General features: G+C 42.1%; 17 protein-coding genes. 10 read left to right on the top strand and 7 right to left on the bottom strand.

Annotated features, from left to right (window positions below; all coding sequences use genetic code 11):
- Positions 1-136: 136 nt before the first annotated feature.
- Positions 137-1,405 carry an outer membrane protein transport protein gene (locus CW749_RS20730; RefSeq protein ID WP_101114301.1) on the top strand — a complete coding sequence of 423 codons (1,269 nt, stop codon included), beginning with the start codon at positions 137-139 and terminating at the stop codon, positions 1,403-1,405.
- 123 nt (positions 1,406-1,528) lie between these two features.
- Here the strand turns inward: CW749_RS20730 and CW749_RS20725 are convergent, their stop codons facing one another.
- Both CW749_RS20725 and CW749_RS20720 read right to left on the bottom strand, forming a co-directional pair.
- A complete protein-coding gene (locus CW749_RS20725; protein WP_101114300.1) occupies positions 1,529-2,779 on the bottom strand; it encodes a DEAD/DEAH box helicase in 1,251 nt (416 codons plus the stop codon).
- Between the two features lie 131 nt (positions 2,780-2,910).
- Positions 2,911-3,498: an ACP phosphodiesterase gene (locus tag CW749_RS20720; RefSeq protein WP_101114299.1), complete on the bottom strand. Its 588-nt coding sequence runs from the start codon at positions 3,496-3,498 to the stop codon at positions 2,911-2,913.
- A gap of 432 nt (positions 3,499-3,930) precedes the next feature.
- Between CW749_RS20720 and CW749_RS20715 the strand changes: the two genes are divergently transcribed.
- Positions 3,931-5,139, top strand: a complete 1,209-nt coding sequence (locus tag CW749_RS20715) for an aromatic amino acid transport family protein (protein ID WP_101114298.1) — start codon at positions 3,931-3,933, stop codon at positions 5,137-5,139.
- A 537-nt stretch (positions 5,140-5,676) separates the two neighbouring features.
- On the opposite strand, the gene CW749_RS20705 is transcribed toward CW749_RS20715, so the two are convergent.
- The 3 genes from CW749_RS20705 to CW749_RS20695 all read right to left on the bottom strand — a co-directional run bounded on the left by CW749_RS20705 (position 5,677) and on the right by CW749_RS20695 (position 8,948).
- Positions 5,677-6,366, bottom strand: a complete 690-nt coding sequence (locus CW749_RS20705; protein WP_101114296.1) for an HAD-IA family hydrolase — start codon at positions 6,364-6,366, stop codon at positions 5,677-5,679.
- A 171-nt stretch (positions 6,367-6,537) separates the two neighbouring features.
- Positions 6,538-8,349, bottom strand: coding sequence for an HD domain-containing phosphohydrolase (locus CW749_RS20700; protein WP_101114463.1), 1,812 nt, complete (start codon positions 8,347-8,349; stop codon positions 6,538-6,540).
- A gap of 62 nt (positions 8,350-8,411) precedes the next feature.
- Positions 8,412-8,948: a flavodoxin gene (locus tag CW749_RS20695; protein ID WP_101114295.1), complete on the bottom strand. Its 537-nt coding sequence runs from the start codon at positions 8,946-8,948 to the stop codon at positions 8,412-8,414.
- A gap of 241 nt (positions 8,949-9,189) precedes the next feature.
- Between CW749_RS20695 and CW749_RS20690 the strand changes: the two genes are divergently transcribed.
- Both CW749_RS20690 and CW749_RS20685 read left to right on the top strand, forming a co-directional pair.
- Entirely contained in the window at positions 9,190-9,666 is a 477-nt protein-coding gene (locus CW749_RS20690) for a CreA family protein (RefSeq protein ID WP_101114294.1), read from the top strand.
- 119 nt (positions 9,667-9,785) lie between these two features.
- Positions 9,786-11,090: an inosine/guanosine kinase gene (locus CW749_RS20685; RefSeq protein WP_101114293.1), complete on the top strand. Its 1,305-nt coding sequence runs from the start codon at positions 9,786-9,788 to the stop codon at positions 11,088-11,090.
- A 78-nt stretch (positions 11,091-11,168) separates the two neighbouring features.
- Here CW749_RS20685 and CW749_RS20680 read toward each other — a convergent pair whose 3' ends face one another.
- Positions 11,169-12,428, bottom strand: a complete 1,260-nt coding sequence (locus tag CW749_RS20680) for an MFS transporter (RefSeq protein ID WP_101114292.1) — start codon at positions 12,426-12,428, stop codon at positions 11,169-11,171.
- A gap of 312 nt (positions 12,429-12,740) precedes the next feature.
- On the opposite strand from CW749_RS20680, the gene CW749_RS20675 reads away from it, so the two are divergent.
- The 6 genes from CW749_RS20675 (at position 12,741) to CW749_RS20650 (ending at position 18,893) form a co-directional block, all read left to right on the top strand.
- Positions 12,741-13,562, top strand: a complete 822-nt coding sequence (locus tag CW749_RS20675) for a phosphate/phosphite/phosphonate ABC transporter substrate-binding protein (protein ID WP_101114291.1) — start codon at positions 12,741-12,743, stop codon at positions 13,560-13,562.
- Positions 13,563-13,567: 5 nt separating this feature from the next.
- Positions 13,568-15,241, top strand: coding sequence for an ATP-binding protein (locus tag CW749_RS20670; RefSeq protein ID WP_101114290.1), 1,674 nt, complete (start codon positions 13,568-13,570; stop codon positions 15,239-15,241).
- Between the two features lie 161 nt (positions 15,242-15,402).
- Positions 15,403-16,701, top strand: a complete 1,299-nt coding sequence (locus CW749_RS20665) for an HD domain-containing phosphohydrolase (RefSeq protein ID WP_101114289.1) — start codon at positions 15,403-15,405, stop codon at positions 16,699-16,701.
- Positions 16,702-16,715: 14 nt separating this feature from the next.
- Complete coding sequence (locus CW749_RS20660) at positions 16,716-17,675, top strand: ATP-binding protein (RefSeq protein WP_180958461.1); 960 nt, start codon at positions 16,716-16,718, stop codon at positions 17,673-17,675.
- Between the two features lie 133 nt (positions 17,676-17,808).
- On the top strand, positions 17,809-18,348 hold the full coding sequence (locus CW749_RS20655; RefSeq protein WP_101114287.1) for a YaeQ family protein: 540 nt from the start codon (positions 17,809-17,811) through the stop codon (positions 18,346-18,348).
- On the top strand, positions 18,348-18,893 hold the full coding sequence (locus tag CW749_RS20650; RefSeq protein ID WP_101114286.1) for a hypothetical protein: 546 nt from the start codon (positions 18,348-18,350) through the stop codon (positions 18,891-18,893). The genes CW749_RS20655 and CW749_RS20650 overlap by 1 nt, the downstream gene beginning before the upstream one ends.
- Positions 18,894-19,038: 145 nt before the next feature.
- Here the strand turns inward: CW749_RS20650 and CW749_RS20645 are convergent, their stop codons facing one another.
- Positions 19,039-19,599 carry a sugar O-acetyltransferase gene (locus CW749_RS20645; RefSeq protein WP_101114285.1) on the bottom strand — a complete coding sequence of 187 codons (561 nt, stop codon included), beginning with the start codon at positions 19,597-19,599 and terminating at the stop codon, positions 19,039-19,041.
- Between the last annotated feature and the right edge of the window lie 56 nt (positions 19,600-19,655).

The raw sequence follows: 19,655 nt of genomic DNA, 5'->3' as shown, positions 1-19,655 counted from the left end.
AAATTCTGATTCGGTTCTAGAAGAAGAACGTTGTGGAAATGGTCCGTCGTTTCCAACTTCTTTAAGGAGTGGTGGAACAGAAGTTGAGATCCAAGGGGCGAGGTTACTTGGTTATATAAAATGACAAGGAGGTCATATGTTTAAAACAAATTCCCTGAATTCCTCAACTTTGAAGGCTTCACTCTTTATTGTATCTGTGCTGAGTTCAGGCATTGCCAACGCTGCAGGTTATCAAATTGCATTCGATTCGGTCAGCGGTCTAGGCAGAGCCTATGCGGGTGAAGCTGCCATTGGGGACAATGCGACCGCCATGGGGAGAAACCCAGCCACAATGGTACTATTCGAACAAGCTCAGTTTTCGGGCTCATTGATCTATTTCGATGCGGCTATCGACGTTGTTGGATCGAGTAGTGCGCAATCTTCTAGTGATATTGTTCCTTCGCAAGTGATTCCTGCCAGTTACTACGTTCAGCCACTCAGTGATAAGTGGGCGTTCGGTATTGGTTTATATTCCAACTATGGTTTAGGCACCGACTTAAAAGACACGTTTCAATCAGGAGATATTGCTGGCGATACATCTGTAAAATCCGTCAACATCAACCCTGCTCTATCATATCGAATCAACGACATGCTCAGTGTCGGGGCTGGGATAAGTTACATCTACGCAATGGGTAAAGCGACTCGCCATTTGGGAGGCGGTGCATCTTCTTTTGGTAAGCAAAGTACAGACAAACTTCTTAGTTGGGAGGGTGATGGCGGCGCGTTCGGGTGGAATATTGGTGCTCTTGTTGAGTTAGACGAAAGTACACGCTTTGGTCTGTCTTATCGTGCGAGTTCTACCCCGAAGTTAAAAGGCGACTTTACTGACCATACACCGGGCGTTGTCGCGATTCCTGGCGGTGGAACCGTATCCAGCAGTGCTGCCGTGCCGCTACCAGCCACTTTGGAGTTTTCTGGCTACCACGATTTAAACGATACTTTCGCCATTCATTACAGCGCGCTATGGACAAACTGGAGCGAATATACTGAATTCAAAGCATCTGGAAGCGGCTGCACAGTTAATTCCGGAACGTGCTTCAGAAAACAAGAAAGCTATAACGATAGCTGGCGCTGGGCATTAGGAACCACCTACCGGTTAGATCCATCTGTGCGTCTTCGTGCTGGGCTTGCGCTTGATAAAAAAGCTGGAGACACAACGTTAAGCATCCCAGATCAAGATGCTATTTGGTACACCGCAGGTATGGAGTACCAACACTCGGCAGATTGGTCTTTTGATTTTGGGCTTGCTTACATGGGTCGTTCTACTGAAAAGTTCACTGAGAGCAGCTTATTTGCCAGTAATCATAATTATGAAATGAAAGGGCATCTGGTCATTGTCGGTATGCAAGCCAATTATAAGTTTTAGTTCGAAAAGCTGTGTTCGCTTGATTCGCCTTATACCAGAGTGACCTCACGATACTTTCTTCGTTAGGTCTGCTTATTTTCACGGTGTCATCTAATTCGATGACACCGCAAGAAGCAATCAGACCTATTTCTTGGATTTCCCGCGACCTTTGTGAATATTCATTTTTGCTTTCATTTTACGTTTTTCTGCACTTCGACTTTGGCGCTTTCTTGGTTTATCTTCTGAAAGATCTTCAACCAAGCTAGGCTCAAAACCCGCTAACCACTCTTGTGGTAAACGCTTATCCAGCAGGCTCTCAATGGCCTTGAGCAAGTATTCTTCGTCTCTACTCATTAGTGAAATAGCAAAGCCATCACTGCCCGCACGGCCCGTTCTTCCGATTCTGTGAATATAGTCTTCTGCTTTGTATGGCATATCGTAGTTCACGACTTGCTCTAACTGGTGAATATCCAAACCTCTGGCTGCTACATCTGTCGCTATCAGCGCTCTGACCTTTCCAGATTTAAAGTCATCCAATGCTTTTTGTCTTGCGCCTTGGCTTTTGTCTCCATTGATAGACGCTGCTTTGATTCCATCCAATTTGAGTTCTTTCACCAATGAGTCTGACCCCTCACGGGTTTTAGTAAACACCAATACTTGTTGCCAGTTTCGCGATCCAATCAAATAGGCCAGTAGTTCAGCTTTGCGCTTTTTATCTACTGGGTAGACCATCTGTTTTACAGTTTCAGCCGTTGAATTGCTTGGCGTCACCTGAACCTCTTCAGGATCGGTGAGTATCTTGTAAGCGACCTTTTTTACGTTACCGGCAAAAGTAGCAGAGAAAAACAACGTTTGACGAGCATCATTCAGCTTACGGAGTATTCGCTGAATATCGGGCATGAAACCCATGTCTAGCATGCGATCGGCTTCATCCAGAACAAGCACTTCCGTCTCAGTTAGCTGGATGTTTTTCGTAAAGACATGATCCAGAAGTCTCCCCGGAGTTGCCACCAATATGTCTACCCCACCTTTTAGATTGTCCGTTTGAACGCGCATACTCGTACCGCCATAAACGGCAAGCGCTTTTATATCCAGCTCTTTTGCGTAATCGGTTAGGTTATCCAGAACTTGCTGCGCGAGCTCTCGCGTTGGCACCAATACCAACCCACGTACAAGTTTGTCTTTTAGAGGCTTGGGGTTTTCGATGAGTCGCTGAATGATGGGTAAACCATAAGCGGCAGTTTTACCTGTTCCTGTCTGCGCCCCTGCCAGTACATCTTTCCCTTGAAGAGCAAGCGGTATAGCGCGCTCTTGAACAGGTGTTGCCTCTTTGAAGTTGAGTTTAGAAAGGCGAGTAAGAATGGCTGGCTGTAAGCCGAGTTGTTCGAAAGACATGGTTTACAAAATCCGGGAGCAGTCACAAGAAGCGCGGATTGTATACCTAAACTGCCTAAAGATGCTAGCGACAAGCTTTTAGGCTCGTATGCTCTTATCTCAGAATGTTTGATTCTATGAAGGCAAGCTGGCTACAAAGCTTCGAAGAATTGCTTTGAATGAGCAAGAACATCAGGGTAAAGCGTGTCAAATGCTTCAATGAGTGGATCATATTGTTGCGCCAGCACTTGCGAGCAAAGACTCAGCTTTTCTAGCTTTGGCCGGCGCATCGCCATTCGCGATAACGCAAACTGGATGTTTTCAAGATCCGCATAGGATTCCATCCATCGACCTTCCCACATATGCGAAGACATGGTGACAAAACGCGAAGGCAGCGAACTAGGCTGGGTTCGTTTGATGAGATGCTCCGAGTGTGAGCAAAATTGTTGGAGTGATTGGATATGATGCTCTTCCCACCGATTCGCTAGGCAATGATCCCAAAACATATCCAGTGCAATGGGTGCATAGCGACGCAGTTCTGAAGGGAAAAGTGGTTTCAGCGATTTAACCAAGTGATGTGTGTCGGTATATGAATCAACAAATCGGTGTAGCTTGATGCCATCGACGATGTCTTTGTTATAGCGACCTTCAGGAGACCCTTTGACAAAGTCCCCTAACAAGTTTCCTAATAAATTGCTTTTACAATGATCGGCAATATGAAGATGAGCGAGATAGTTCATGAACTGGAAGTGGTTACTGAGCGATCAGCATTCGTCTTCCGCTAATTCTTCCAGTAAGTAGTTTGATAAGTTTAGCCCGATCTCCATTGCATCTATCAGTTCAAGGTTTTCTTCATCATTACGTTCTTCAATCATACATTTTCCTCTGAATGGGAATTTACTACATACGCGTTTATCAATTAGCTATATATCAATAGACCGGAAATTCATATTAAAATTCGTTGCCGCTTCAATGAAATTTTGACTTACCTCTAGAAATCACCACCAAACGCAAATGTAAACTTTATCTTACAGGCTAAGTTTACTTTAGTTTACATGCATATTTGTATCATTAAGCACGTTCTGGCACAGTCCTAAAAATCTAATAAAGTAGGTTATTTCATCATTTCTGACTGCTCTGCTTTCCTTTAAAATACTAAGTTGTACAAAAAAATGAACACACAAAAATCTCGCATCTTTGGCAGTACTTTAATTATTGCCGGGACAACGATTGGAGCAGGAATGTTAGCCCTGCCCCTTGCATCAGCAGGTATTGGCTTTTTGGCGTCGTTGGTCATCATGTTTTTCATATGGCTATTAATGGTCTATACCGCACTTCTTATGTTGGAAGTACACCAATTTGCGGGTCATGATGCCACTCTTCATACGCTTGCCGAGCAATTCCTAGGGCAAAAAGGGAAATGGGTAGCCAGTTGTGCGATGTTATTTTTGTTTTATGCACTTTGCGCAGCCTACATTGCTGGCGGTGGTGGGCAATTTCATCAACGCTTAGTATCCACACTGAGCTTTTCAATCAGCCAAGAGACGTCTACGGTTCTGTTTACGGTTATCGTAGCGGCAATTGTCACCATGGGCACAGCGTCTGTCGATAAAATTAACCGGGTATTGTTTTCCGTAAAAATTATCGCAATGGGCGTCGCTTTATACGTTCTGGCACCTAGGATAAATACAGGTTACTTAGTGAATATGCCTTTGCAGCAGGGGTTATTAATTTCAGCGCTCCCAGTTATTTTTACCTCTTTTGGATTTCACGGCAGTATTCCAGCAGTCGTAAAATACTTAAATAAAGACATAAAAGGCTTAAGAGTCGCGCTGATCATTGGGGCATCTTTACCTTTACTCTTATACATACTCTGGCAAATCTCGACGCTGGGTGTTTTAAGCCAGAGCGATCTTGCCGATCAAAGTGGTTTAAGTGCGCTTATGGTTTCGCTTACCGATGCTTCTCAATCGGGTACCATCAAAAATGCCATTGCTGTATTTGCTGATCTAGCGCTGCTAACATCATTCTTGGGCGTCAGTTTGGGGTTATTTGAGTTTTTGGGGGACAGTCTTAAATCGGTCGTCAAAGCATCGAGAATCCGGACAGCGGCTATTACATTTATCCCACCGATGGCATTTGCTTTGTACTATCCCCAAGGTTTCATTATGGCATTGGGGTATGCGGCAATTGCTCTTGTTGTGCTCGCTATTTTCCTTCCTGTCAAAATGGCTCATAAAGCGCGGAAAATTCACTCAGAAGAGTTTGAGTATAAAGTGGCGGGAGGCTCGTTAAGCCTTGCGGTATGTACGATAGCCGGTATCGTCATTATTACTACTCAGCTACTGATTTCTTTCGGATTTTTAGCATCTGCTGGATAGATTTCGATCACAAACGCTTGCAAACTGATTTCATTTTGCAAGCTAGATCGCTGTTTTTATCAAACTACATTCAAAAAATTTGAATCTTGGCGCACTTCCAAGTGAATCTGGTAACATATCGGAAACGCAAATAGATTTCTAAAAATTCGACTGCTATATTCAAAAACGTTGTTGCAGCAAGCGGTTAATGCAACCCAAACCTTTTTTGTGTGACGTTACTTCCAGTTTATAGTGAGGTTGATATGCCGTTGAAATTTTTAAGCTTCACTCCAGTCCAATATGAAACAAAACCTGTTTGTTCCTGCCCACATTGCGGCAGTGAAGATTATTTGATTTCTGAAAATGGAAAAACGTTAATTTGCGAACAGTGCGGAAAGGTTTCGAAAGAAGAGACTTCCGAAGAGAGAAACCCTGAAACAGTGCATTAATGAAGATGCAATAATCAGTTAGACCAATTTAAACAAGGCACCGAAAGGTGCCTTTTTGTTATTAGATGAAATTGAAACACAGAGAATTAGAGCTGATAGGATTTTCCATTTAAAGTGCTGAAAAATTTAAATTAAACTGAGGATCTTTTTCTTCAAGCGATTTTAGCAACTCTTCTATGTTGGATATGGTGTGCACCAGTTCATGATCGACTTGATACTCTGGCTGACTCGGGCGGTAGTAGTAAGTTTGCATCCTCGCTTTTATACCCGCTTCCACCCCTTTAAGGGTGTCATCAACATAAATACACTCTTTTGGAGAAACTCCCATATTTAACGCTGCATAAAGGAGTAAATCAGGTTCTGGTTTCCAGCTGTTTGCATCAAATGCACTGTAAATGGCGTTGTGGAAAAAACCATCTAAGTTTGTGAGTTCAAGGGCGTGTGCAATTCTGTCGCTTTCGCTGTTAGAGGCTATGCAGACATTTATACCCATTTGCTGCAACTGTTTTAGCAAGTAGCTTGCTCCCTTTACGGGTTTAAGCTTCGCTTCATACAAAGACTGCTTTCTATCTCTATATAAAGGCTCAAGCAAGTCCAGAGATAAATTGCAATTTAAGCGATGGCAAGTTTCAGACAAGATATCCGCAGGCTTTCCGCCCTGAAAATGATTGAGGCAATCTTCAAGTGATATAGGCTTGTTGAAATGGGCGAACACATCGACAATCGCCTGACAGCATAATGTTTCACTATCAACCAAGGTGCCTTCACAATCAAAAATAACGCAACGTATTTTATCCATATTCCACCCAACTCCTCTGAGAGAAATTTCAGTGTTGTACAGACATTCTTTTTTGAAAAGATCAATTGACAAAAACTGCTATTAGCAACGCGAGTTTCTATCTAAAGTGGCATCTTGATCACGATGCGTATGATTATGTATATCACTGTCTTGTTTAAGTGTGATTGTAGACTATATGGCATGCTCTAAAGGAACGACATTGTCAGGGTGAAGATGACGCAACTCTATAAATTCTTCCATATTTTCAATAAGTAAGGTGCAAATTTCCGGATCGAATTGCTTCCCGCATTTTTCCATAAAAAGCTCTTTAACTGCAGAAACGGACCATGCATTTTTATAACACCGCTGGCTCAAAAGTGCATCGAATACATCTGCGATTGCTGTGATCCTAGCGTAGATATGGATGCCCTCTCCCTTCTTACCATTTGGGTAGCCATTACCGTCCCAATGCTCGTGATGTTCCAGAGCAACAACAGCCGCAAGCGCCATAACGTCCCCGTCTGATGAATTGAGCAAGTTGAACCCACTTATTGTATGAGTCTTCATCAATTGCCATTCTTGTTCAGTCAGTTTCCCTGGTTTGTCTAATATCGCTTCTGGAATGGCTATTTTACCTACATCGTGCATTGGGCTAATGACTTCTAGTAGATCGCATTCCGATTTATCCAAACCGTAAAGTTGAGCAAGCTTACTAGAAAGGCTTGCAACACGCTTTACGTGGTTACCTGTTTCTCCAGAACGCGACTCTATTGCCTCACCTAAGATGTAAATCATGTCTTTCTGAACATTAAGTGTCTTGTCCTGAAGTTCATAAATTTTCCTGTTCTTATTCGCAAGCTCCCTTTTTTGCCGGATTGAAACAGACTGCATCGCTATGATGACGACTAAGACAGCAATGATGCTCCCAGAGATGAATAGTATTCGTAAGTTCGCTTCGACAAACGAAGTGGGCTTATTCACTATTTCTGCACTCTTGGGCAAAACGAATTTTGAAATATTAAATCTTTCAAGCGCTGCGTAATTGAATAGATCTTGATACGGTTTGGAATCGGGAAGAGACTGAGAAAGCAACAGTGGCAACTCTTTACTTAGCAGCTTAACGGCATATATACCCAAAGAATACGGATCTTGCACGCGGCCACCAAGAATGTCGCCTTTTATGTTATGCCGCCATAGAACGAATACTGGTGCAGAACTCGAATGGCTGATTTTGCGAGCAATTTTATCGTAGCTATGGAATACGCCACTTTCTAATTCACTATTAAAGTGTGTTAAGAGAACAGCATCATTCTCAGACGCATGAATGAGGACTTCTTGTGCTTGTTCCAGCGTTTCCGCAGTCAGTTCAACGAGCTCAATATTCTTAAACTGACGAATATGCGTTTTTATTTCACCTCTAACAATTGACGACGTCATACTATTATCAGAAAGAAGATACAACTTTTTAATATTTGGTCTTATTTTTATAATTAATTTAATATTATCTAATATATTATCTTCTTCGTATACAATATGTCCCGCTTCAGATAAAGAAGTTAAAGATGCATTTTTATCATTAATACCAATAGCAACTATTGGCACGTTTTTCACAAGCTCACTGTCAAAACTTTTAATAAATCTAAGCGCTCTATCATCACTTACAATAATTCCATCAAAGTGATAATTTTCATATTTAAGGTTAAGAAAGAGTTTAAACGATTCATAATATGACTTTTCATGAATGCGTTTTGAGTCTAGGTATTCGATTGAAGGAGCAACGAGAGCGTTGCTGTGTTTAAAGGCAGTATTGATGCCTTGCTGAATATCGGCTGTCCATTCATAAGAAGGGTCGTATGAATGCAATATAAGAACATGCTGTGAGTGCTCTAGCCTTTCAGCGGCAAGCTTCAACTGCTCTGAGGTTATCCGCTCACTTGCAACGAGCTGAGCAGAAACCAAGCAGGTTAAATAGATCAATAACGTTAGTAAGAACGAACATCTCATAAGCCAATCGTGCATATATTTGCAAAACTATGCGAAACATATCACATAACGAAAAGCACTGTCTACGACGTAATCAAGTGAGATTCGTGGTGTTCAATTATGTATTTATCAACGTCAAAATTATTATCTGTAAAATTAATAATTTGCTGAACAAAGTTAAGATAACTTCCTTTTTCATCATTCAACAAATATATGTCGGAGATCAATATTTCTCTATCACAGATTGTCCCTAAAGCACATCCAATGGGCTCACCATTCTTAAATGCGATAATAATGGGAAAATCAGGTTCCAATATTATTTGAGTTAAAAACTCAATGATGAGAGATTGCGATTCTTTGTCATCCCAATGGTTAGAATATAATGTTGCAAAACAGATCGTCAGCCGGTGAAAGTCGACAATAAAAAGGTCGTCGGCAACATGGCTAGTTAATGAATGATTTACCGATTCAGTGCTATACGTTTTATTGGCTTGAAATTGCTTATAAAGTTTACGCCCAGCCAAGCTTTCTTTTGTTGGGTACTTTACGTCGACTTGCGAGTACAACCACTGATTTTTTCTTTCTTTTAGTGATTGGTGTTCTTCGTTTTGATTACTCAAATGCTTGTGCCTTTTCCCCAAATTACGCAAATGCACGAGTTGCAAGTGCCATTGAGTGATGAACTACATGCAGAGAGCATACAGACCACCACCAGCAACCACAATAACTTATGCACTCTAGCTTCCTTTAACGTGTTTAAAAAGCGGTACTGGTTAGCCTTATGGGCATATATTGCTCGCAGGAATCCGCTTAATGTTGTAGGTTGATGGATAACTAATGGTTAAATAATTGGGATCTAATATGTTGAAAAAACTTGCGATTGTTCCCCTACTCGCTTTGGGTTTAACAGCCTGTGACAGTAGCGACGAAGTCGGTGATGTAGGGCTGGGCTGGTTCACCATGAAAGACATTAAGTTGAATACTTGGGTTGATCCTGTGGTTACAGGGGTTACCTGCCATGTTGCGAGTATAGAAGCAGATTTAAGCCTATCGGATCCAAGTGACAGCTCGATTTCATGCCGGCAAACGGGCGACATAACACCAGAGATGATCGCACAAATTGATAAGTCGAAATCGGGTGAAGTGGTATTTAAAAAATCAAAAAGTATCTTTTTCAAGAGCATGAAGATTCGCCGTATTTTTGATCCAAACACTCAGACTTTGATGTACCTTTCCTATTCAACAAAAGAAACGACAGGTAGCTTCAAGCACAGCTTATCAACTGTTCCTCTTTGGGGAACAAAGGCATTTGTTGAAAAAGCCGATATTCAGCAATAAAAAGAAACACCTGTAAAGGTTACCCCAAGCGGAGATTCAACCTTCTCAACTTGGGGTGACTTGAGTTTTAATTTTGTGTAGAATCCGCGCTTCGTTTTTCAAATGTCGCTTGTATCAGCATGAAATTTCCCGGTCAGCGTAAGTCCAAACACTATTTCCCTACCCATTCTCGTGATCCACTTGTTAATCAGATTCGTCAAACACCAAAATTAAGTCGTCCTACCATTATTGGTGTCGGTCAAACCATTGTGGATATCGAAGCGAGAGTTGATGATGACTTTCTTGAACGCTATGAATTAAGCAAAGGTCACTCTCTGGTACTGGAAGAGCAAAAAGCAGATGCTTTATACCGCGAATTGACCGAGAAAAACCTGATTACTCATGAGTACCCGGGCGACACTATCGGTAACACACTTCACAATTACTCTGTGTTGGCGGACAGCAAATCTGTTCTGTTGGGTGTAATGAGCAAAAACATCGAAGTGGGTTCTTACGCTTATCGCTACCTATGTAATACGTCTTCTCGCATGGATTTGAATTACCTTCAAACGGTAGATGGTCCTATTGGTCGTTGCTACACATTGATCTCTGATGACGGTGAGCGCACATTTGCGTTGAACGTCGGTCAAATGAATCAGCTATCGCCTGAAAGTATTCCTGAAAAAGTATTCGAGAAGTCAGCCGCGTTGGTGGTTTCTTCTTACTTGATGAGGGGAGAACCAACAGACCCAATGCCACAAGCGGTTCAGCGAGCGGTTGAACTGGCGAAGAAGCACAATGTCCCTGTTGTTCTCACCTTGGGGACGAAGTACGTCATCGAAGGTAACGAGACGTGGTGGCAAGAATACCTCAAAGAAAACGTCACTGTTGTTGCCATGAATGAAGATGAAGGTGAAGCACTGACTGGCGAAAAAGATCCTCTACTGGCCGCAGATAAGGCGCTTGAGTGGGTCGACCTTGTTTTGTGTACGGCAGGTCCTGTGGGCTTATATATGGCGGGGTATACAGAAGATGAGAGTAAGCGCGAAACAACCTTTCCATTGTTACCGGGCAATATTCCAGAATTCAATAAGTATGAATTTAGTCGCTCGATTAAAAAAGAAGAATGTCGTCACCCTGTAAAAGTGTACTCTCATATTGCGCCTTACCTAGGTGGTCCTCTTGAAATAAAGAATACCAACGGAGCAGGTGATGCCGCCCTTTCTTCTTTGTTGCACGATATGGCAGCGAATCAGTATCACAAATCCAATGTGCCCAATTCGAGTAAACATGAACAAAACTTCTTAAGCTACTCTTCCCTCTCACAGATTTGTAAGTATGCCAACCGAGTGAGTTATGAAGTGCTTACCCAACACTCTCCTCGCTTAAACCGCGCATTACCAGAACGCGAAGACAGCTTAGAAGAGACTTACTGGGATAGATAGTTTCTGAATCCGAAATATAAAAACGAGAACAGTAAACGGGGCTTGAAGCCCCGTTTTTAGTTTTGATTTAATTCGAGATTAAGAATTAGCCAAAGACTCTTTTAGCTCTTCTTGCTTAGACGATCTGGCTTCCACCAGCTTGTACAACCAAATCATCACACCACACAAACCAATGCAAAGTGCCCATAACCAGTCAGCATCGAGTGTATCCAGCATAGCTCCTCCAACAAGAGGCGCTATCGCGAAACCTAAGGAGTATATCGCTGCCGCTCCAAAGTAAGATCCCCTTAAATGTTCAGGCGCGAGCTGATCTATTTGCACGCTCAACGTTGGGAAGGCGATAACTTCACCGAGGCTGACAATGAAACAACCTAGTGCCCAGCCAAGTACCCAGTTTTCAGGTGTTACGATAAAAGCAACTTGACCCAACCCCATTAAAAGCATGCCAATTCGTGTTCTCATAAATAATGGGAAACGCTCCATCAATTTAAGCATGGGGAACTGAAATACAATAATCGTAAGGGTATTCACTAACACTAGTGTAGCGATCAGTGTCGCCGCATCTGGCAGAGAACTTCTTACTAGTACTTGAGGCAAAGAAGATTCTAATTGAGCATAAACAAACATCATGATCAGGTTGGCGATTAAAAGGATTTGAAAGATTTTGTCGCGTGCGATGACTTTCACCGTCGCTTTAAAATCAGGTATCTCCCCACCCTCGCTTTGTGTTGTTTCAGGGCGACGCAAAAAGCTTAACCACAACCAAGCGCCGAATAATAGGTATGTAATCCCTGTAACAATAAAAAGTTGTTGTGGAGCGGCGAGTGCTAACGTAATGCCGATAAGTGGCCCGATAGCGCCACCAAGATTAAGCACAAAGTAACGAATATTAAGCGCAAGCTCGCGATCTTTAACATTACTTAAATTATCGCCAATTACCGCTTTGGCTGGAGCTTCAATCATAGGTCGCATCAACCCACACAGAGTGAGTAGCACAAAAAACTGCCAAATTTCATTCGCGACACCTATACCGCTGTATGCGAGTGCCGCGATAGCGCTGCCAGCAATCATGACCCACTTTCGACCAAACTTATCAGAAAGGTACCCCGAATAAAGCCCAGTAAACACACCAACTAGTCCGGAAGCGGCAAGCATCCCACCTACTTCTAGGGCCGTCGCATTATAATCTTGATATAGGAAAACAATGAGATAAGGCCAAGCCATAAAGTAGCTGGTTCTTGCCAACAACGTGCCACTGAGCACTGTCCATATGGTGAAATTAAACCGTTGAATTCGTTGCCACTGAAATAAACTTCCCTGACTGCCTTTTTCTCCCATTACACTTCCTTTTGATAAATACCGTTCCGAATTCATCCCTTGTTAAGTGGAATCATTCTTCCCTCTTGAACTCAGTATCATGGATTCTGACTTTCTATCAAAGAAACATATGAGTGTTTATTTTGATAATTTAGTTGTATATCAACAGATTCTACTACAGACGTTATACGGTACTTCTTATGACTGATTATTTATTAAGTAAGCTCACAAACTGACTGTTTTTCGAGCAGACTAACGTTTCAAATTTCCAATATCTGGGTTATGTCCTATTCTTTAGTTATTAGTGGGTTAGGAATATCAATAGGAAAAATAATGAATAAAACTGTTTGGCGATTACTTTCGGTACTTTTGGTTTTTCCATTACATAGCTACGCAGCGGATGTTTCATTTGGAATCGTACCGCAACAATCAGCAAAAAAATTAGCAGCGAAGTGGGGGCCTATTTTTCTCTACCTGAGTGATAAAACCGGTCACAACATCTCATTTGCGACAGCAAAAGACATTCCAACGTTCGAGAAAAGACTCTTGAGTGGCGAGTATGATATTGCCTATATGAACCCTTACCACTATACGGTTTTCAGCCAAAAGCCTGGGTATGAAGCGTTTGCTAGACAAGCAAATAAATCCATAAAAGGTATTGTTGTTGTTAGGAAAGACAGCGAAATAAAAAACCTCGCCGAACTAAATGAACAGCAATTGGCTTTTCCTTCCCCTGCAGCTTTTGCAGCCAGCGTATTGCCACGGGCGAAAATGAATCTGGATGGCATAGCGTTCACCCCCAACTATGTTTCATCTCATGATTCGGTTTATCTTGCAGTGTCGAAGGGTATATTCCCCGCCGGAGGAGGTGTATATCGAACATTCAACAATACCTCTCCAAAAGTTAAGGAATCACTGAAAGTGCTTTGGGATACCCCTGGATATACCCCTCATGCTTTCGCAGCATCACCAGATTTAGATGCCGATATTTTGAAAAGTATCTCCAAAGCCATGATGGAAATGACAAAAGATCCTCTAGGTCAATCCTTACTTAAATCTATTAATTTTAAGGGAATTACAAAGGCTGACGACAAAGATTGGGACGACGTCAGGTCGCTCGAAATTACATTACTTTCACATCTACTGGAGCAGTAACCGCTATGTCTCTTCGTCTTAAGACTATTTTCGGTATCGCGTTAATTGAAGCAGTGCTCCTTGCACTGCTCGTCACCTTGACGCTTGGTTATCTTAAGACAACCAACTACGACAGTTTAACAAAGCGCGCAGAGACAACAGCAAGTTTATTCGCTAGTACAGTTAAAGATGCGGTTCTGAGTTGGGACTTAGCTTCGCTTGAGTCCTTCACTCAGGAATTGATGACTAACCCCGACCTGCTCTATGTAAGAGTATTAGGCAAAGATGGTAAGCCACTAGCCGCACTGGGTGACGAGAAACTGTTAAACCATTATTCAAAACCGGAAATGAGTGCCGAGTTGGTTACCGACGGTATTTTTGATGTCGCTCACCCGATAAAAGAGGCTGGAATTGTTTACGGCGATGTCCAAATTGGTTTGGATATGTCATCGCTCAACAAAAAAATAGAAGAGGCAAAGAAATGGAGCTTCTTTATCGTAATGGGTGAAATGGCACTAGTTGCACTTTTCTCATACGTTTTAGGGGCTTTTCTCACTAAGCGACTCACCTACTTAGAAAAAGCAGCCGAGAGATTAGCGCGTGGTGAACGAAACATTACGGTTAACGATACAGGCAACGATGAGATTTCACACTTAGCTCAAGCTTTCAACACCATGGTGAGTAAACTAGTTAAATCGGAACAGACCAGCCAAAGCTATCAACAGCAGTTAGAGGCGCTTAACAGCTCGCTTGAAGCAACCGTAAAAATCCGAACCGCAGAATTGAAAGCGAACAACGAACATTTGGTTGAAACAAATCGGCAACTAAAAGAGATGCAAGGAAAGCTGGTACAAAGTGAGAAGATGGCGTCTATCGGTACCATGGCATCTGGCTTTGCTCACGAAATCAATAACCCTATAGGTACGGTCGACAGCAATATTCAAACCGCTTTAGAGTATTTGGATTGCTATAAAAACCTCGCGACTCTCCAGTTCACCATTATTAATGAAAAAGACGACGAACGTAGGAATCAACTCATTGCGTCCCTAAGCGCTTGGGTAGAAAAAAATGATATGAGTTTTATCGAGCATGACTTTGAGGATACGCTGCAAGATGCTTTAGCCAATACGCATCGAGTTAGAGATATTGTACAAGGGTTAAAAAGCTACTCTGTCTACCAAAAGGATTCGCCGCAGTCTGAAAACAACGTTGATGAAATCCTTAAACAGTGTGTCGAACAAGTTAAATACGAATACCCCTGTGAGACAACCATAGAAACGAAACTCGACAGCAATGCACTGGTCTTTTGTAATCCAGCCGAACTCAAACAAGCATTTAATGCCGTTTTGAAAAATGCACTTCAATCAATGCAAGGGCGGTCAAAAGGCAGTGTTGAAGTGACGACTCATAACGAAGACGATTTTGTGAGTATTACGATATCCGATGTCGGAGTGGGTATTGCTTCAAATCAGATTTCACAGGTTTTCGATCCGTTTTATTCAACCCGAAAAGTTGGCGATGGTACGGGGCTCGGGCTAACGTTAACTCACAATATAGTAAAACAGCATAGTGGCACGATAGAAGTGACTAGCCAGCTACATCAAGGCTCCAAAATTATGATTCGCCTACCTTCTGAAGCCTTAGCAAGCGATCTCAAAGAGACAGGCAAAATGAGAACCAATATGAAGAATTTTCCCTAGATACATGATTAATATTGAGAATTAGATTGTTTACAGCCGAATAACAAAGCTGAAATCACCAATTAAAATCTAACTTGCTGAAATAAATTAGTTATTTAAATAGCAAAGTTAATTGGCATATATATTGAATAAGAGTATCTGGAACTGAAATTGGAGGTGCCATGGACGACTTAAATGCACTTAACACAATTAGCAAACCCAAATTGGTTCTGCTCGATGACGAGGCAGATATACTTAAAGCGCTAACACGCGTACTTAGACGCGACTTTGAAATCCACCCATTTACAGAACCTAGCGAAGCGCTTTCTTATCTTGAAGCACAAGAGGTCGCCATTATTGTTTCAGACATGAAAATGCCAGACATGGACGGTGCAACTTTTTTTGGTTACGCAAAAGACATTCAACCAGAAGCCGTTCGTATATTGCTGACGGGCTACAGTGACGTAGAAGATACCGTTCGAGCAATTAATGATGGAGGTGTAAGCACCTACCTAAGTAAACCTTGGGATAACGACAATTTACGCTTCACGTTGCAACAATCTTTGGAGTTTTTCCGAGTAAAAGAGGAAAAAAACCGCTTAAGTAAAGAGTTGGAATCCAAAAATGAACAATTGGCACAAGTCAATGTTGCATTGGAAGAAAAAGTCGCTTTGCGGACTGAAGCATTGCGTGAATCCAACGCGAAGTTAAAAAATACATTGAAAAGCCGCTCTGGGCTTTTTAGAGATGTGCTTTCGTTGATCACAGGGCTTATTTCATTTAGGACAGGATGCAACGCACAAGACATTGAAAGAGTTGCTTATCAATCCAAACAAGTGGCAATTTTATATGGGCTGGATGAAGCCTATGTTAAACAGACGTACATGTGCGGAATTATGCACAAACTTGGAATCATAGGGACCGACCAAGAAGTTCATTTGGGTCGGAACTATCAGCAAAGCCATATTGCGCCGTCAAGTAACCCAGACCTTGGGGCAGAGCTTATTTCACAGCTGCCACGCTTCCAAAGCATTGCTTCTTTGGTTAGACACCAAGATGAGAACTTTGATGGCACGGGCTACCCCGGTCATATCAAAGGAAAAGATATCCCTATCGCCTCACGTATTCTTCGAGTTGTAAAAGACTACGACTACATGGTTGCGGGAGAAAATAACAAGATTCATAAGTCCCCGTTTGCTGCTCAAAACTACCTGCAGTCAAACTCAGGAACGATATACGATAGAGAAGTAGTGAAAACGTTTGTACAGGTACTTCAGGAAAGACCACAAGATGGTGTACATGAAATCGAATACTGCGTTGGCGTTAATGAACTTAACGTTGGTGATGTGTTGAAGCGAGACGTTATGCTTTCCAATGGGTCAGCTATGTTAACAAGAGGTAGCGAGATAAATGAGGCAATGCTAAGACGTTTGATTGATTATGAGCGCCACAACAATACAACACTTGCGTACTTCATATGACACGGAAAGTGCCTATGAATAAAGAAAATTCAACCGAAAGCTCTGATCTTGAGTTTTTCAAACGTGCTTATCTGCGCGAAAAGAAAATTCGTAAAGAGGCTGAGGCGCTGCTTGAAACGAAATCCAGAGAGCTCTATCACAGCCTAAAATCGCTAGAAGAAACACTGGATAACGTAAGTAAGCTTCAACACCAAATGGTGCACACCGAAAAAATGGCGGCAATTGGTCAGCTTGCAGCAGGTGTCACTCATGAAATCAATAACCCTGTGAGCTTTGCTCTATCGAACATAAAGCTTTTGAACGAGTACGTTAGCGATTTGATCAGCCTTGACCAACTCGCTATGCAAAGCAAAGAAGACAATGGGGACTTTAGCGCTTATGTTGCGTATCGAGAAAAAATCGACATTGATCACTTAGCGCTAGACATCAGTGAACTTTTGACAGAAACAACCCAAGGGTTGGAACGTATTCGAGAAATATCCCACAATTTCAAAAAAGCTTCACACAAAGGGACAACCGAACTCACACCGATTGACATCAACGAATGCGTTGAAACGGCCCTAAAAGTCGTTAACGGTGAAATTAAACATTCACTAACACTGAAAAAGAACCTTGATTATGTTCCTCAAGTCATGGGTTCCACAACTCAATTACAGCAAGTCTTCATCAATTTATTTATCAATGCCAAACACGCAACACCTGATAAAGGAGAACTCACAGTAGTAACAGAGCCTATTGATATGGGAGATAAAGACTGGGTAAAAATAACAGTAAGAGACACAGGCAAAGGCATTAAACACGAGGACTTAGTCCACATATTTGAACCCTTTTTTACAACAAAAGAGGTCGGAAAAGGTACAGGGCTGGGGCTTTCCATAACCTATGAGATTATAAAGCACCATAAGGGCTCCATTGAGGTGGCCAGCGAGCCAAATAAAGGCACAACCTTTACTATTCTTTTACCTGGTTTGTAAGTGACTAGAAATCGGATTCTAGTATCAATAAATCAATATCTTGCCGTATTCTGAATTAAATTGAGATCTAAACTGCACCTTTAGGTTACTTGGGTATACAATACTTCCATACCCTCTCTCAAAGACAAAAACTGTGGCTCTTAAACCTACTATATACAAATTTCGTATCACGTTAACGGATATGAACAGAGATTATTACGATTCTCTGAATCTAACGATTGCTCAACACCCTTCTGAAAATGAACAACGCATGATGGCTAGAGTCATCGCATTTTGTTTAAATGCCCAAGAAGGGCTTGAATTTACCAAAGGTCTTTCAAGCATTGAGGAACCAGATATCTGGCAGAAAAGCTTAGATGACCAAATCCAACTTTGGATTGATGTCGGCGAACCTGATGTAGAACGAATCAAAAAATCCACTCGCTTGGCAAAAAAAGTGCACGTATACAGCTTTAACACCAAGTCGAATGTATGGTGGAATCAAAACCAAGGCAAGATAGGCATGCTGGATGCGTCTGTTACCCGACTCGATTGGGATGGCATTGAACAACTCGCCTCTTTGGTCACTCGCACTATGGACCTGTCTGTGATGTTAACAGGTAACTCTGTGTTTGTTACCGCCGATAACGGTGATTGCGAGATTGTTTGGGAAACGTTAAAAGACGCATCCTAATGACCAATCTCACTGACATTTTAGCCTCTGCCGGTATGAACGAATTAACACTCTCAAGCGAAGACCAAGTCAGAAGCCGCAATATCATCAAAACATGCGATGCAATATTCAACCAAGCTTGTCAAAATAACCCAGAGAAAAGCCCTTTTGATATGGCGCTTGGGACGCTTACAAAGGCTCAAATGGAGCTGATGGTCAATATTGAAACACAAGCCGATAAATTAAAAAGTATGGGTGACATCATTCAAGATACGCTGGGTGATGAGCATTCCAATAAATTCAGCGCTGAATTGCCGAAAGATCTACTTTGCTGTACGCGATTATGGTTAATGGCTCAAGGCTATCTACTAATGGACTTCAGCCTGGCAAATGATCACGCTACTCAAACCAGTGAAGCGCTTGCAATGGTAGAGAACTCCGATATCGAAAAAACGCGTACTGAACTAATGAAAGCCTTTTACATCGGTAAGTCTCACAATTCGGTGGTTGCGAAACATTCGGTATTTTCTAAGGTTTCATCTTGGTTCTCGAAAACCTTTAGCTAACGTAAATTTACGCCACCATACCCATTCAAATTAGCCATGATAAATCAAAAGGGAGCAAGCGCTCCCTTTCTGTTTCTGCATCCAAGATAGAAAGAACAAAAAACTATACAGTTCCACAGCCCTATTTCGCTAAAGATATGAACAGCTATTGCTCAATGTTTCTTATAACCCGACATGGGTTGCCTGCAGCAACAACATTGCTAGGAATATCTTTCGTTACCACGCTTCCAGCCCCAATTACAGAGTTATCTCCAATCGTGACGCCAGGGCAAATAATGCTCCCTCCCCCTATCCACACATTGTCGCCAATACGAATTGGCTTCGCATACTCTAAGCCCTCAGTTATCCGTGTTTTCACGTCTAAAGGGTGTGTCGCGGTATACACTTGTACGCTTGGTGCAAACATAACGTTGTCACCAATTTCGACTGAATTGGCATCCAAAATCGTGCAACCAAAGTTAGCGTAAAAGTTCTCCCCCACCACAATGTTACTTCCATAATCACAGTAAAAAGGGGGTTCTAAATAAACCTCGCCCTTTGCTTCAGGTAGCAGCGCGGCAATGGCATCTTGCCACTCTTTGCTATTTGGTAGACTCTGATTTAGCTTTTGTAGCCAATATCGACAAGCAATACGCTCGCTGTGAATTTCATCATCCCAAGGCTCATACAATTCGCCCGCTAGCATCTTCTCTTTTTCAGTGGTCATTTACTTACCTTCAATTTGAGGTGATTGAATTCATACTAGCCAAATCAATAAGTTCA

Source organism: Vibrio sp. vnigr-6D03 (assembly GCF_002835515.1).
Taxonomy (GTDB): Bacteria; Pseudomonadota; Gammaproteobacteria; order Enterobacterales; family Vibrionaceae; genus Vibrio; species Vibrio penaeicida.
This window is presented reverse-complemented; position numbering and strand designations above follow the sequence as displayed.